The sequence below is a fragment of the Streptomyces sp. NPDC034085 genome, from assembly GCF_055575555.1.
In genome coordinates this window covers 421,370-434,277 of sequence record NZ_JBVISL010000006.1, presented here as the reverse complement: position 1 = coordinate 434,277, position 12,908 = coordinate 421,370, and the positions used below count along the sequence as shown (strand labels likewise).

The window sequence follows — 12,908 nt, the reverse complement described above, 5'->3', positions numbered from 1 at the left end:
GCGTTGATTTTTGGCACGCTGTTGAGTTCTCAAGGAACGGACGCTTCCTTTGTACTCACCCTCTCGGGCTTTCCTCCGGGCTTTCGTTCTGTGTTGTTCTTGCGTTTCCGACTCTATCAGACTCTTTCGTGTCCGATTTCCTCGGCGCTTTCCAGGTCCTGCGCTTTCGCGCTTTCCCTTTCCGGCGGTTCCGACTCTATCAGCGGTTTTCCGTCTCTCCGACCACTTGCCGTTTCGCCCCGAGGGCATGCGGAAAGAGATCAAGCGGAGTTCGAGATCATCACTGGTTGAGGAGGAGTCCCGGCCCCGGACTGTTCGCGAGGTGTTCACGCGCCACGTCCTGGCGGGACTCACGACAGTACCCCTCCCCTGGGGCGCAGGCAAATCGAATCACGCGTATGGTCTAGTCCACCGGTCTAGTCCACTAGTCTCCGTGCCGAAGGGCCAGCCCGGATCGGGATCGACATCGGGCGAACCCGTACAACCCGTGACATATCCTTCTGACCAGTACGCCGTTCGCCACATGGAGTGACGGCGCCACCAAGAAGCCCCACCCCCTGGGAGGCCCCCATGACCATCGTGACGTCCCCACTTGCCGGGCGCGCCATCGGACTCGCGGCTGTGCCCGATCCGGTCTTCTCCGGCGCGATGGTGGGACCGGGCACCGCCATCGACCCCGTGCGCGAGGCCTCGGAGGCGGTGTCCCCCGTCGACGGTGTGGTCGTCTCCCTGCACCCGCACGCGTACGTGGTCGTCGACGGCGAGGGCCACGGCGTCCTCACGCACCTGGGCATCGACACCGTGCAGCTCAACGGCGAGGGCTTCGAGCTGCTCGTCAACAAGGGCGACACCGTCACCCGCGGCCAGGCCGTGATCCGCTGGAACCCCGCCGCGGTCGAGGCCGCCGGCAAGTCCCCGATCTGCCCCGTCGTGGCGCTCGAGGCGACGGCCGACTCCCTCGGCGGCGTCATGGAGGACGACGACGTCAAGGCCGGCGACCAGCTCTTCAGCTGGCGGTGACGCGTCCGCCCGTCGCGCGGGCGGACCGGAGTCGGATATCCATCGCGGCGGCTGGGCCGCCGCTCAATCGGAGACGGGTGTAATGGAGACAACGCTGCGAGGCGTCGGCGTGAGCCACGGTGTGGCGATCGGCGAGGTTCGGCACATGGGTACGGCTGTGCTCGAGCCGCCGGCGAAGCAGATCACGGCGGAGGAGGCGGTGCGCGAACAGGGGCGCGCCCGTCAGGCCGTGGAGGCGGTGTCGGCCGACCTGATCGCGCGCGGCCAGCTGGCCGGCGGCGAGGCACAGCACGTGCTCGAGGCCCAGGCGATGATCGCCACGGACCCCGAGCTGATGGCGGACGTGGACCGGCGGATCGCCGTCGGCAGCACCGCCGAGCGCGGTGTCTACGACGCGTTCGCCTCCTACCGCGACCTGCTCGCGGGGGCCGGTGAGTACATGGCCGGGCGGGTGGCCGACCTGGACGACGTACGGAACCGGATCGTGGCGCGGCTGCTGGGCGTGCCGATGCCGGGTGTGCCGGACAGCGACGAGCCGTACGTGCTGATCGCGCGGGACCTGGCGCCCGCCGACACGGCTCTGCTGGACCCCGCGCTCGTGCTCGGGTTCGTGACCGAGGAGGGCGGGCCGACCAGCCACAGCGCGATCCTCGCCCGTGCGCTGGGCGTGCCGGCGATCGTGGCGCTGCCGGGGGCCTGCGAGATCGCCGAGGGCACGGTCATCGCCGTCGACGGCAGCACCGGTGACCTTTTCGTGGAGCCGACGGACGGGAAGCGGGCCGAGCTGGAGGCCTCGGCGGCCGAGCGGAGGGCGGCGCTGGCCGCCTCCTCCGGTCCGGGCGCCACCTCGGACGGGCACAAGGTGCCGCTGCTGGCGAACATCGGCGGGCCTGCGGACGTGCCGGCTGCGGTCGAGGCCGGGGCCGAGGGCGTGGGTCTGTTCCGCACCGAGTTCCTGTTCCTGGACGACAGCAGGAAGGCGCCGTCCGAGGACAAGCAGATCGAGTCGTACCGCAAGGTGCTGGAGGCGTTCCCCGAGGGACGTGTCGTGGTGCGGGTGCTGGATGCCGGTGCCGACAAGCCGCTGGACTTCCTGACCCCGGCGGACGAGCCGAACCCGGCGCTGGGCGTGCGCGGCCTGCGGACGCTGCTGGACCACCCGGAGGTGCTGCGCACGCAGCTGACCGCGCTGGCCAAGGCCGCCGAGGGCCTGCCGGTCTACCTCGAGGTCATGGCTCCGATGGTGGCCGACCGTACGGACGCCAGGGCGTTCGCGGACGCCTGCCGCGAGGCCGGTCTGGTGGCGAAGTTCGGGGCGATGGTGGAGATCCCCTCCGCTGCGCTGCGGGCGCGCTCGATCCTGCAGGAGGTGGAGTTCCTGTCGCTGGGTACGAACGACCTGGCGCAGTACGCCTTCGCCGCCGACCGGCAGGTGGGGGCGGTGTCGCGCCTCCAGGACCCGTGGCAGCCGGCGCTGCTCGACCTGATCGCGATGTCGGCCGAGGCCGCCAAGGCGGAGGGCAAGAGCTGCGGTGTCTGCGGCGAGGCCGCGTCGGACCCGCTGCTGGCGTGTGTGCTGACGGGTCTGGGTGTCACCTCCCTGTCGATGGGGGCCGCCTCGATCCCGTACGTGCGGGCGACGCTCGCCAAGTACACCCTCGCGCAGTGCGAGCGTGCGGCCGCCGCCGCGCGCGCGTCGGACACTGCGGAGGAGGCGCGGCTGGCCGCGCAGGCGGTGCTGTCCGGCGAGTAGCCGGCGGTTCGCGTGGTCGGTCCGAGGGGCTCTCGCCGTGGGCGGGGGCCCCTCGGGCGTTTCCCGGTGCTGGCCGGGAAGGGCTACTCGCGGTGCGGGCCCGGGACGTCCACCTCGTAGCCGGGGCAGTATTCGACCCCGGGCTCGGGGGGTACGGGGTCGCCGGTGTCGGCGTCCGTGCAGTAGGCGTCGAAGACGGCCGCCGCGGTGAGGGCGACCAGGCGGCCGCGGTCCAGGCGCCAGCCGTGGACCCGGTCGCGGAAGCCCTCGGTGGTGCTGCGCAGGACCAGCCCCCCGGCGCCGCCGAGGGCGAGGCCGGCGGCCAGGACGGTCACGAAGTCGAGGCCTTCGCGGCCGTCGATGCCGGGCCGGCTTCCGGGCCCGGCGGCCGCCTCGGCGTGCAGGACGGCGATGAGCTGTTCCTGCTCGGCGGGGACGCTGCACACCAGGTGGTGGTGGCCCGGTCCGGCGCCGGTGACGAGGCGTTCGAGCATGTCGGCGGCCCGCTCGAAGGAGGCCCGGCCGATGTCCTCGCCGCAGTCCGCGCAGGCTCCGGCGCCGGTGAGCAGCTCGGTGGCGTACTCCCAGGTGGACTGGCGGACGGCTTCGTCGACGAGGAGCGGGACGAGTTCCTCGACGGGCTGGCCGGCGTAGGGCAGGGTCGGGCCGGCGGCGAGCTCGGCGGTGAAGCGCGTACGGGTGTGGGCGCTGTCGGGGTCGAGGCCGTGTTCGGCGCAGTAGTGCGCGTACTCCTCGGGGTCGAAGAGGGCGACGGTGGTGTGGATGCCCTGGGCCGCGAGGGAGCGGAGCAGGGCGTCGACGTGCCGGAGGTAGTCGGTGTAGTCGTCGTGGTGGTCGAAGCCGAAGCTGGGGTAGTCCCGCATGGCCGCGAAGTCCCCGGGGTCGGTGAGGAGGCCGACGGTGCTGGGGACCTCGCGGCGCAGGTCACGGCGGTGGGCCGGGCGTGCCGGGCCGGGTGCCGTGGGAGATGCGGTGCCTTGGGTCGTGCGTGGTGTGTCGGGCGTGGCGTTCATGGTTCCCCCTGAGTGGAGCGATGGCTTGCTCACTCACGGTAATCGGCGCCACTGACAGTCACCTCCGGGTGCGCGCCAGCTCCTCGTAGAAGGCGAGCAGCTCGGGGTGGTCGACCGAGCCGGGATTCACGGCCTTCGCCATCGGCGTGCCCTGGAGGAGCCGCTTGACGGGTACCTCGATGCGCTTGCCGGTCAGGGTGTGGGGGACGGCCGGGACCTCGATGATCTCGTCGGGGACGTGGCGCGGGGAGAGCTGCTCCCGGATGGTGGCGGCGATCTTCTTGCGCAGGGGCTCGTCGAGGGCGGCGCCGGGGGCGAGGTGGACGAAGAGCGGCATCCAGTAGCCGCCGTTCGGCTCCTCCAGCCCGATGACCAGGGATTCCTTGATCTCCGGGAGACGTTCGACGACCTCGTAGATGTCGGCGGAGCCCATCCGGACGCCCTGCCGGTTGAGGGTGGAGTCGGAGCGGCCGTGGATGACGACGGAGCCGTGGTCGGTGATCGTGATCCAGTCCCCGTGGCGCCAGACGCCGGGGAACATCTCGAAGTAGCTGTCGCGGTAGCGGCTGCCGTCGGCGTCGTTCCAGAAGTGGATCGGCATGGAGGGCATGGGGGCCGCGACGACGAGTTCGCCGACCTCGCCGGTGAGGGGCTTGCCGGCCGGGTCCCACGCCTGGAGGTCCGTACCGAGGCAGGCGGCCTGGAGCTCGCCGATGTGGACGGGGAGGGTGGGGACGGCTCCGGCGAAGCAGCTGCACACGTCGGTGCCGCCGCTGACGGAGGCGATCCAGAGGTCTTCGGCGACCTCGTCGTGGAGCCAGCGGAAGCCGTCGGGGGGCAGCGGGGAGCCGGTGGTGGCGACGCACTTGACGGCCGAGAGGTCGAAGTCGCGCGCGGGGTGGACCTCGGCCTTGCGGCAGGCCATGACGTAGGCGGCGGAGGTGCCGTAGAGGGTGGCTCCGGTGCGCTCGGCGATCCGCCACTGGGCGCCCGTGTCGGGGAAGCCGGGGCTGCCGTCGTAGAGGACGACGGTCGTGCCGGTGAGCAGGCCGGAGACGAGGAAGTTCCACATCATCCAGCCGGTGGAGGTGTACCAGAAGAAGCGGTCCTCGGGGCCGAGGTCGCAGTGCAGACCGAGCTGCTTGAGGTGTTCGAGGAGGATCCCGCCCTGGGACTGGACGATCGCCTTGGGGGCGCCGGTGGTGCCGGAGGAGTACAGGATCCACAGCGGGTGGTCGAAGGGCACCGGCTCGAAGGCCGGCTCGGCGGAGCCGGAGGTCAGCTCGGTCCAGGTGCGGGTGCCCTCGGGGGCGGGGGTGCCGAGGAGCGGGATGTGGACGACCGCGCGCAGCGAGGGGAGCTCGGCGCGCAGCTCGGCGACGGTTTCGCGGCGGTCGTGTTCCTTGCCGCCGTAGCGGTAGCCGTCGATGGTGAAGAGGACGACGGGCTCGACCTGCTGGAAGCGGTCGAGGACGCTGCGGGCGCCGAAGTCGGGGGCGCAGGAGGTCCAGACCGCGCCGACGGCGGCGGTGGCGAGGAGGGCGACGACCGCTTCGGGGATGTTGGGGAGGTAGCCGGCGACGCGGTCGCCGGGGCGTACGCCGAGGGCGCGCAGCTCGGCGGCGAGCGAGCCGACCTGGCGGCGGAGTTCGGCCCAGGTGACGGGGGTGGGTTCGTGGGTCTCGTCGACGTGGAGCAGGGCCGGGTCGCCGCCGCGGGCGGGGTCCTCGGCGGCGCGCAGGGCGTGCTCGGCGTAGTTGACGGTGGAGCCGGTGAACCAGTGGGCGCCCGGCATGGAGCGGTCGGCCAGGACCTCCTGGTAGGGGGTGCTGAAGCGGACCTCGAACCATTCGGCGACGGCCTGCCAGAAGGTGTCGAGCGCGTCGACGGACCACTGCTGCAGGGCCGGGTAGCCGCCTTCGGCCGGGGCGCCGAACCGTTCGGCCGCCCAGGCCTGGAAGGCGGTGACGCGGGCCGCGGCGATCCGGTCGGGGCTCGGGGACCAGAGCGGTTCCGGCTGGGTGGCTGAAGTCATGGGTCGGCTCCCGGTCAAGTCTGCGGCTCGCGCTTCGTGTGCGTAGGGTGCCACCGCGGCGTCGGTGTGCGTGCGGCGGCCCACAGGGACCATGCCATGTGATCGACATCCGCACCAGAGCCGTCCCGGTCCGGGCGGGCTGATCGTTTTCCGGGTGAACGGAAGCTGAACGCCGCCCGCGCGGCCGGGGGCCGGTGGCAGGGTGACCGGCATGGACGGTCGTGATCTGGTGCGTGCGGTGATGGAGATCGGTACGGCGCGCGGGCGGCGGGCCTGGCGCTCGGCGTGGCGCCACCGGCGTGCGGACGCGGAGGGGCTCCCGCGGCGGGGCCCGGAGCGCGCGCGGGTGCCGGGGCTGCTGGCGGGTACGGAGGCCCGGCCGGGCGGGGGCGTGCTGCGGTTCGCGCGCAGTGAGCTGCTGGTACGGGTGACCGTGGGCGGTGCGGTGTTCTGGGGCTGGGACGGGGCCCGCCCGGAGCCGTCGTACGCGGTGGTGGGCGGGGGGCCCGAGCCCGATCCCCGGGCGGTGCTGGAGCCGGACACCGGGGGTGGCTGGCGGGTGGTCTCGGAGCGGGTGACGGTGGCGGTGTCCCGGCACGGGGCGGTGGAGGTGCGGACCCCGGGCGGGGCGGTGCTGCGGCGCGAGCTCCCACCGCGGTGGTGGGACCCGGTGGACGGGCGGGGGGACAGCGGCGGGAACGGCCGGAGGGACCGGCGGCGGGACGGCACGGGGGACGACCGGGCGGGCGGCCCGGGGAATGCCACCGGGGACGGGCTGGGGGGCCGGCGGGGAGACGGCCGGGCGGACGGCGCCGGGGACGGCCGGGCGGACCGGCAGGGGGACGGCGCGGGGGTCGCCTGGGTGGGGCCGGCGGAGGGCGGGTCGCGGTGGCTCCAGCGTGCGGAGGTGCCCGCGGACGCGCGGTTCTTCGGGCTGGGCGGGCGCGCCCGGGGGCCCCGGCTGCGGGACGGGGAGTACCGGCTGTGGAACACGGACCCCAAGGGCGGCTTCGGGCCGGACACCGACCCGCTGTACATCACCATGCCGGTGCAGGTGGTGGTGGCGGACGCGGGGACGCACCTGGCCTTCTACGACAACCCCTGGGAGGGGCGGGTCCTCCTGCGCGAGGGCGAGGAGGGGGCAGGTTCGGGGGCGGACCGGAAGGGGACGAGCGAGCTGCGGCTGGAGGGCGGCCCGCCGAGGTGCTGGGTGCTGGTGGGGACGCCGGCGCGGGTGCTCCAGGGGTGGGCGGGGCTGACGGGGGCGGCCGCGGTCCCGCCGGAGTGGGCGCTGGGGTACCAGCACGCGCGGTGGGGCTTCGGCAGTGCGGCCGAGGTGCGGCGGGTGGTGGCCGGGTACGCGGAGCGCGGACTGGCGCTGTCGGCCGTACACCTGGACATCGACCACTACGACGGGCACCGGGTGTTCACGGTGGACCGGCGGGCCTTCCCCGATCTGCCGGGGCTGGCGCGGGAGGTGGGCGAGCGGGGGGTCCGGCTGGTGTCGATCGTGGACCCGGCGGTGAAGGCGGGCGACCCGGTGCACGCCTCGGGTCTGGCGGTGGGGCCGCGCGGGGCGTTCGTACGGGACGCGCGGGGGCGGGAGGTGCGCGGCGAGGTCTGGCCGGGTGAGTGCGCGTACCCCGACTTCACGGATCCGGCGGCGCGGGAGTGGTGGGGCGGCCTGTACGAGGAGCGGCTGGCGCAGGGCTTCGCGGGCTTCTGGCACGACATGAACGAGCCGGTGTCCTTCGCGCCGTGGGGGGAGGCGACGCTCCCCCGCTCGGCGCGGCACGCGCTGGAGGGGGCCGGCGGCGACCATCGGGCGGGGCACAACGTGTACGGGCTGATGATGGCGCGCGCCGGCTGGGAGGGCCTGGTGCGGTTGCGGCCGGCCGAGCGGCCGTTCCTGTTCTCCCGGTCGGGGTGGGCGGGGATGCAGCGGTACGGGGGGACGTGGTCCGGTGACGTGGAGAGCAGCTGGGAGGGGCTGCGGGCGTCGCTGGCCCTGGTGCTGGGGCTGGGGCTGTGCGGGGTGCCGTACTCGGGTCCGGACGTCGGGGGTTTCGGGGGGTCGCCGTCGCCGGAGCTGTACCTGCGGTGGTTGCAGCTGGGGGCGTACCTGCCGCTGTTCCGCACGCATTCGGCGATCTGGGCGGGGCGGCGGGAGCCCTGGGAGTTCGGGCCGGAGGTGGCTGAGCGGGCGGGGGCGGTGCTGGCGGAGCGGGAGCGGCTGCGGCCGTACTTCGTGACGCTGGCCCACCTGGCGCGGCGGACGGGGGCGCCGTACGTGCGGCCGGTGTGGTGGGGGTCGCCGGAGGACCGGCGGCTGCGGGACTGCGAGGACGCGTTCCTGCTGGGGGACGCGCTGCTGGTGGCGCCGGTGCTGGAGTGCGGGGCGGACCGGCGGGCGGTGCGGCTGCCGCGGGGCCGCTGGTACGACACGGCGACGGGGACGGCGTACGAGGGGCCCGGGCAGGTCCTGTTCGAGGCGCCGCCGGGGCGGATGCCGGTGCTGGCGCGGGCGGGCTCGGTGCTGGCGGTGCGGCGGGCGGACGGGTCGGTGGGGCTGGAGGCGTGGGCCCCGGCGCGGGGCCGGACGGGCGGCGGGGTGGTGATCCGGGATCCGGGGCCGGGCTTCGAGGCGGGCGAGGTGGAGCGGTACGCGGTGCGGTGGGCCGGGGACGCGGTGGTGGTGGAGGACGAGGACGGGGGTGTGGTGAGCGGGGTGGAGGTGCGGGGATCAGGGGTGTAGGCCCGGTGTAGGGGGGAGGAGGAGGCTGCGGTGGGCGGCGGGTGTGCCGTCGGCGGTCGGTGGGAGCAGGGAGTTTGTGATGGTCTTAGCGAGCCCGGCGCGGGCGTACGGGCCGGACCGGTCGGCACTGGGCCGGCGGGTGCCGGCCACCGCGCGGCGGTGGGACCGGGTGCCGGGTTCCGAGGTGGTGGGCACGTGGCAGCCGGTCACGGTGTGGGCCCTGCTGCTGGTGACCGGGGCGGTTCCGGCGGGGGGTCCCGGGGAGTTGGGCGTGGCCGCGGTCTCGCTGGCCGCGGCGGGGTTCCTGCACGGGTTGCTGCTGGTCAAGCCGCTCGCGGCACTGGGCCGCTGGACCGCCCGGGTGAGCGCGTGGCCGCGGCCGGTCGCGGTGGCGGTGCTGGCGGTCCCGGCGTCGGCGCCGGCGGCCGTGGTGGTGCGGTGGTGGCTGGGGACGCAGGGTGCCGGCGTGCCGGGCTTCGGCGTGGTGTGGGCCGGGTGCGTGGCGGGCACGGTGCTGCCGATGGCGGTCGGGGCGTTGCTGCGGGACCGGGCGCGGCCCGTGCCGGCGGGGGTGCTGTGGGCGCGGGGTGCGGTGGTCGCCGGGACGGCGGTGGGGGTGGTGGGGCTGGCTTCGCTGGTGATGGACCTGCCGGTGTAGTTCCCGGGGCCGCGCCGCGGGGTCCCCGCGCCGCGGGGTCCCCGCGCCGCGGTCCCCGCGCGTCACCCGCCGGCGAGACCGGGCGTGCCGCCGCCGGGCGCGTCGTAGCGGCCCGCGAACCAGGAGGCCGCCGCGCGCGTGTGGAGGGGGAAGGCCAGTTCCGCCGGGGCGTGGAGGACGTGCCAGCCCGTCGTCTCGTCGGTGGCGGCCGAGGGCGGGAGCGTTGCGGCCCGGCGGGGCGGGAGGAGGCCGAAGACCAGGAGGTGGCCGGCCGCGGAGCTGAGGACGTCGGCCAGGGCCACGTCGGAGGCCGGGGCCTCGATGCCGGTCTCCTCGCGGAGTTCGCGGACCACCGCCGTGCGCCAGTCCTCACCGAAGTCCATGAACCCGCCGGGCAGGGCGATGCCGCCCCGCGCCGGCTCGATGGTGCGGGTGATGACGACCAGGCCGGTGCCGGCGGCGTCCTCGACCGGGAGCAGGGCCACGGCCACGGGGAGCGGGTTGCGGTAGGTGACGGCTGCGCAGGCGGCGCAGGTACGCGGCCACGCGGCGGTGTCGAACGGAGCTCCGCAGGTGGAGCAGTGCGAGTCCCTCAGCAGTGCCGGCATGCGGCGATGGTATGCCAAGGGGCCTGAGGACGGCGGGGGTTGCGGCGGTCCGGAGGGCTTCCGGGGCCTTGCGGCCTCGGGGCGGACGCGCGGTGTGCGGGACCCCGGAGCGTCGTCGCGGGTGCGGGGAGTCTGTCGCGGTGGGGCGGCCCGTGGCAGACTTCTGACGCTTCGTCAGATACGCCTGTCCGGGAGGGGTTTTGGAACGCACACGCACGCCCGTGGTGAGCGGGTGGTTCACCGGGCCGGATGCCGAGGGCGGCTTCCGCCTGCTCGGCACCCGGTGTTCGGCCTGCACGTCGGTGTTCTTCCCGCGCGAGGACGCGTACTGCCGCAATCCGCACTGTCCCGGCGGCGGCGAGCTCGCCGAGGTCCCGCTGTCCCCGCGCGGCCGCGTCTGGTCGTACACGGACGGCCGCTACCGCCCGCCCGCCCCGTACGTGTCCGATCCGGACGTGCGCTGGGAGCCGTACACCCTGGTCGCGGTGGAGCTGGAGGCCGAGCGGATGGTCGTGCTCGGGCAGGCCGCGCCGGGGGTGACGCCGGCCGACCTGGCGGTCGGCATGGAGGTGGAGGCGGTCGCCGGGGTGCTCGGCGAGGACGCGGCAACCACCTGGCTGACCTGGCAGTTCAAGCCGGTGGAAGGGGCCCGGTGAGCGAGGACGTGGCCGTGCTGGGGGCCGGCATGCACCCGTGGGGCAAGTGGGGCCGCAGCTTCGTGGAGTACGGGCGGGCCGCCGCCCGGGCGGCGCTCGCCGACGCCGGGCTGGAGTGGGGCGACGTGCCGTCCGTGGTCGGCGCCGACACCGTGCGGGGCGGCTACCCGGGCTACGTCGCGGGGGCCACCTTCGCGCGGGCGCTCGGCTGGCAGGGCGCCCGGGTGACGAGCGTGTACGCGGCCTGCGCCTCCGGGGCCCAGGCCATCGGGACGGCCCGGGCGCAGATCCTCGCCGGGCTGGCGGACGTGGTGCTGGTGGTGGGCGCCGACGCCGCGCCGAAGGGGTTCTTCGCCCCGGCCGGCGGTGAGCGGCCGGACGATCCCGACTGGCTGAGGTTCCGCGTCCTGGGGGCCACCAACCCCGCCTACTTCGCGCTGTACGCCCGCCGCCGGATGGCGCTCCACGGGGACACGGCCGAGGACTTCGCGCTGGTCAAGGTGAAGAACTCGGCGGCCGGGGCGCACAACCCGAACGCCCGCTACCGCAAGGCGGTCACCGCCGGGGAGGTCGCGGCCTCCGCGGTGGTGGCCGATCCGCTGCGGCTGCTGGACATCTGCGCCACCTCCGACGGGGGCGCGGCGCTGGTGCTGAGCAGCATGGACTTCGCGCGGGCGCGCGGGGTGGCGGACCCGGTGCGGATCCGGGCGGTGTCGACGGTGACGCCCACGTATCCGCGTACCGTGCTGGACCTGCCGGACATCGCCACCGACTCGGCGGTGGCCGTGGAGCCCGCGGCCGGCTCCTTCCGGGCCTCGATCGCGCGCGCCGCGTACGAGGAGGCGGGGCTGGGGCCCGGGGACCTGTCGCTGGCCGAGGTGTACGACCTGTCCACCGCGCTGGAGCTGGAGTGGTACGAGGACCTCGGGCTGTGCGGGGAGGGCGAGGGGGCCAAGCTGGTCCGGGAGGGGGCGACGGCGCTCGGCGGGCGGGTGCCGGTCAACGCGAGCGGGGGGCTGGCCTCCTTCGGGGAGGCGGTACCGGCCCAGGCCATCGCCCAGGTGTGCGAGCTGACGTGGCAGCTGCGGGGCACGGCGGGGGCGCGCCAGGTGCCGGGGGCGCGGGCCGGGATCACCGCGAACCAGGGGCTGTTCGGACACGGATCGGCGGTCGTGGCCGTGCGGTGAGGGCGTGCGGAGAAGTGCTGCCGTCAGAGTGCTTGACGGCCCCGGGCGGCGGGTTCACACTCTCTCCACAGTCCCGCGGCGACCGGGGCTCCGTGACCCCCCATGAGAGCTGCGGCCCGTACCCCAGTCGGCGGGGGTACGGGCCGCCTCCCTGTGCGGGGCCCTTGCCTCAGGACGAGGCGCTCATGCTCCTGCGGCGGGCCCGCGCGAGCGACATGGCGTGCTCCACGACTCCCACCAGGACGTCCTTGACGGACTCCCGGTCGCGCGCGTCGCACAGCAGCACCGGCACCTCGTGATCGAGGTCGAGCGCCTCGCGTACGGTCACCACCGGATGGCGCTCGGCCCCGTCGAAGCAGTTGACCGCGACGACGAAGGGGATGCCGCGCCGCTCGAAGTAGTCGATCGCGGCGAAGCAGTCGGCGAGCCGGCGCGTGTCGGCCAGCACGACGGCGCCGAGGGAGCCCTGGGCCAGCTCGTCCCACAGGAACCAGAAGCGGTCCTGTCCGGGCGTGCCGAAGAGGTACAGCACCAGGTCCTCGCGGAGGGTGATGCGGCCGAAGTCCATGGCCACGGTCGTGGTGCTCTTCTGCTCCACTCCCCCGGTGTCGTCCACGGCGGCGCCCGGTTCGGACAGCCGCTCCTCCGTCCGCAGCGGCCGGATCTCGCTGACCGCGCTGACCAGGGTGGTCTTGCCCACCCCGAAACCGCCCGCGACCAGGATCTTCAGGGTCAGCGGCTCGACCGGCGAGACGGCATGCATCGCGCCGGTGCGGCTAGAGCGCCCGAAGGCCATCGATCACCTCACGCAGAATGGATTCATCGGGCAGTTCGGCCGGCGGGACCGGCCTGGTCACGTGGACCAGTTCCTCGTCGACGAGGTCGCCGATCAGGACCCGGACGACGCCGATGGCGAGGTCGAGGTCCGCGGCGAGTTCCGCGACCGACTGGGGGCGTTCCCGGCACAGCCCGAGGATGTGGGCGTGTTCCGGGGAGAGGGTCATGTCCCAGACCGGATCGTCGGCCGCCGCTTCCGCGACGACGAGCGCGATCAGGTCGAGGCGGTGCTGGGCGGCGTGGCTGGTCCGGCCGCGGGTCATGGCGTAGGGGCGTACGACGGGACCCGCGTCGTCGTCGAACCAGTGGCCGGGCTCGGGCGTCAGAGGGGCGGTCGGGGGGTGGTCCTGGCCTGGATCGCTCAT

The 12,908-nt window shown here is 74.5% G+C and carries 12 protein-coding genes; 7 read left to right on the top strand and 5 right to left on the bottom strand.

Annotated elements, in window-relative coordinates; all coding sequences use genetic code 11:
* From ACZ501_RS23295 to ptsP, 3 genes are all read left to right on the top strand, one after another.
* Positions 1 to 291: hypothetical protein (locus ACZ501_RS23295; RefSeq protein WP_468797682.1), on the top strand; the 291-nt coding region annotated here is incomplete at its 5' end.
* A 279-nt stretch (positions 292 to 570) separates the two neighbouring features.
* The gene (locus tag ACZ501_RS23290) at positions 571 to 1,020 is read left to right on the top strand and encodes a PTS sugar transporter subunit IIA (protein ID WP_361611354.1); all 450 of its coding nucleotides are present in this window, start codon (positions 571 to 573) and stop codon (positions 1,018 to 1,020) included.
* Positions 1,021 to 1,102: 82 nt separating this feature from the next.
* Positions 1,103 to 2,773, top strand: coding sequence for a phosphoenolpyruvate--protein phosphotransferase (gene ptsP / locus ACZ501_RS23285; protein WP_361611352.1), 1,671 nt, complete (start codon positions 1,103 to 1,105; stop codon positions 2,771 to 2,773).
* A gap of 83 nt (positions 2,774 to 2,856) precedes the next feature.
* Here the strand turns inward: ptsP and ACZ501_RS23280 are convergent, their stop codons facing one another.
* Complete coding sequence (locus ACZ501_RS23280; protein WP_468797679.1) at positions 2,857 to 3,807, bottom strand: hypothetical protein; 951 nt, start codon at positions 3,805 to 3,807, stop codon at positions 2,857 to 2,859.
* 58 nt (positions 3,808 to 3,865) lie between these two features.
* Positions 3,866 to 5,842 (bottom strand): acetoacetate--CoA ligase, encoded by a 1,977-nt coding sequence (locus ACZ501_RS23275; RefSeq protein WP_361609121.1) that lies wholly within the window; start codon positions 5,840 to 5,842, stop codon positions 3,866 to 3,868.
* A 211-nt stretch (positions 5,843 to 6,053) separates the two neighbouring features.
* Here ACZ501_RS23275 and ACZ501_RS23270 point away from each other — a divergent pair, with 211 nt between their 5' ends.
* Positions 6,054 to 8,597, top strand: coding sequence for a glycoside hydrolase family 31 protein (locus ACZ501_RS23270; RefSeq protein WP_468797676.1), 2,544 nt, complete (start codon positions 6,054 to 6,056; stop codon positions 8,595 to 8,597).
* A 79-nt stretch (positions 8,598 to 8,676) separates the two neighbouring features.
* Entirely contained in the window at positions 8,677 to 9,255 is a 579-nt protein-coding gene (locus ACZ501_RS23265) for a hypothetical protein (RefSeq protein WP_361609125.1), read from the top strand.
* 62 nt (positions 9,256 to 9,317) lie between these two features.
* Here the strand turns inward: ACZ501_RS23265 and ACZ501_RS23260 are convergent, their stop codons facing one another.
* The gene (locus ACZ501_RS23260; protein ID WP_361609127.1) at positions 9,318 to 9,863 is read right to left on the bottom strand and encodes an NUDIX domain-containing protein; all 546 of its coding nucleotides are present in this window, start codon (positions 9,861 to 9,863) and stop codon (positions 9,318 to 9,320) included.
* 200 nt (positions 9,864 to 10,063) lie between these two features.
* On the opposite strand from ACZ501_RS23260, the gene ACZ501_RS23255 reads away from it, so the two are divergent.
* On the top strand, positions 10,064 to 10,519 hold the full coding sequence (locus tag ACZ501_RS23255; protein WP_468797673.1) for a Zn-ribbon domain-containing OB-fold protein: 456 nt from the start codon (positions 10,064 to 10,066) through the stop codon (positions 10,517 to 10,519).
* Positions 10,516 to 11,706, top strand: a complete 1,191-nt coding sequence (locus ACZ501_RS23250) for a lipid-transfer protein (protein ID WP_468797670.1) — start codon at positions 10,516 to 10,518, stop codon at positions 11,704 to 11,706. The genes ACZ501_RS23255 and ACZ501_RS23250 overlap by 4 nt, the downstream gene beginning before the upstream one ends.
* Before the next feature lie 169 nt (positions 11,707 to 11,875).
* Here ACZ501_RS23250 and ACZ501_RS23245 read toward each other — a convergent pair whose 3' ends face one another.
* On the bottom strand, positions 11,876 to 12,502 hold the full coding sequence (locus tag ACZ501_RS23245) for a GTP-binding protein (RefSeq protein WP_361609133.1): 627 nt from the start codon (positions 12,500 to 12,502) through the stop codon (positions 11,876 to 11,878).
* Entirely contained in the window at positions 12,483 to 12,908 is a 426-nt protein-coding gene (locus tag ACZ501_RS23240; RefSeq protein WP_361609135.1) for a DUF742 domain-containing protein, read from the bottom strand. Before ACZ501_RS23240 ends, ACZ501_RS23245 begins: the two co-directional genes overlap by 20 nt.

Bases quoted from the DNA above. Each gene is read 5' to 3' on its own strand.
- ACZ501_RS23265 (WP_361609125.1), top strand. From the start codon at position 8,677: ATGGTCTTAGCGAGCCCGGCGCGGGCGTACGGGCCGGACCGGTCGGCA.
- ACZ501_RS23260 (WP_361609127.1), bottom strand. From the start codon at position 9,863: ATGCCGGCACTGCTGAGGGACTCGCACTGCTCCACCTGCGGAGCTCCG.
- ACZ501_RS23280 (WP_468797679.1), bottom strand. From the start codon at position 3,807: ATGAACGCCACGCCCGACACACCACGCACGACCCAAGGCACCGCATCT.
- ACZ501_RS23240 (WP_361609135.1), bottom strand. From the start codon at position 12,908: ATGAGCGATCCAGGCCAGGACCACCCCCCGACCGCCCCTCTGACGCCC.
- ACZ501_RS23275 (WP_361609121.1), bottom strand. From the start codon at position 5,842: ATGACTTCAGCCACCCAGCCGGAACCGCTCTGGTCCCCGAGCCCCGAC.
- ACZ501_RS23245 (WP_361609133.1), bottom strand. From the start codon at position 12,502: ATGGCCTTCGGGCGCTCTAGCCGCACCGGCGCGATGCATGCCGTCTCG.
- ACZ501_RS23290 (WP_361611354.1), top strand. From the start codon at position 571: ATGACCATCGTGACGTCCCCACTTGCCGGGCGCGCCATCGGACTCGCG.
- ptsP (WP_361611352.1), top strand. From the start codon at position 1,103: ATGGAGACAACGCTGCGAGGCGTCGGCGTGAGCCACGGTGTGGCGATC.
- ACZ501_RS23270 (WP_468797676.1), top strand. From the start codon at position 6,054: ATGGACGGTCGTGATCTGGTGCGTGCGGTGATGGAGATCGGTACGGCG.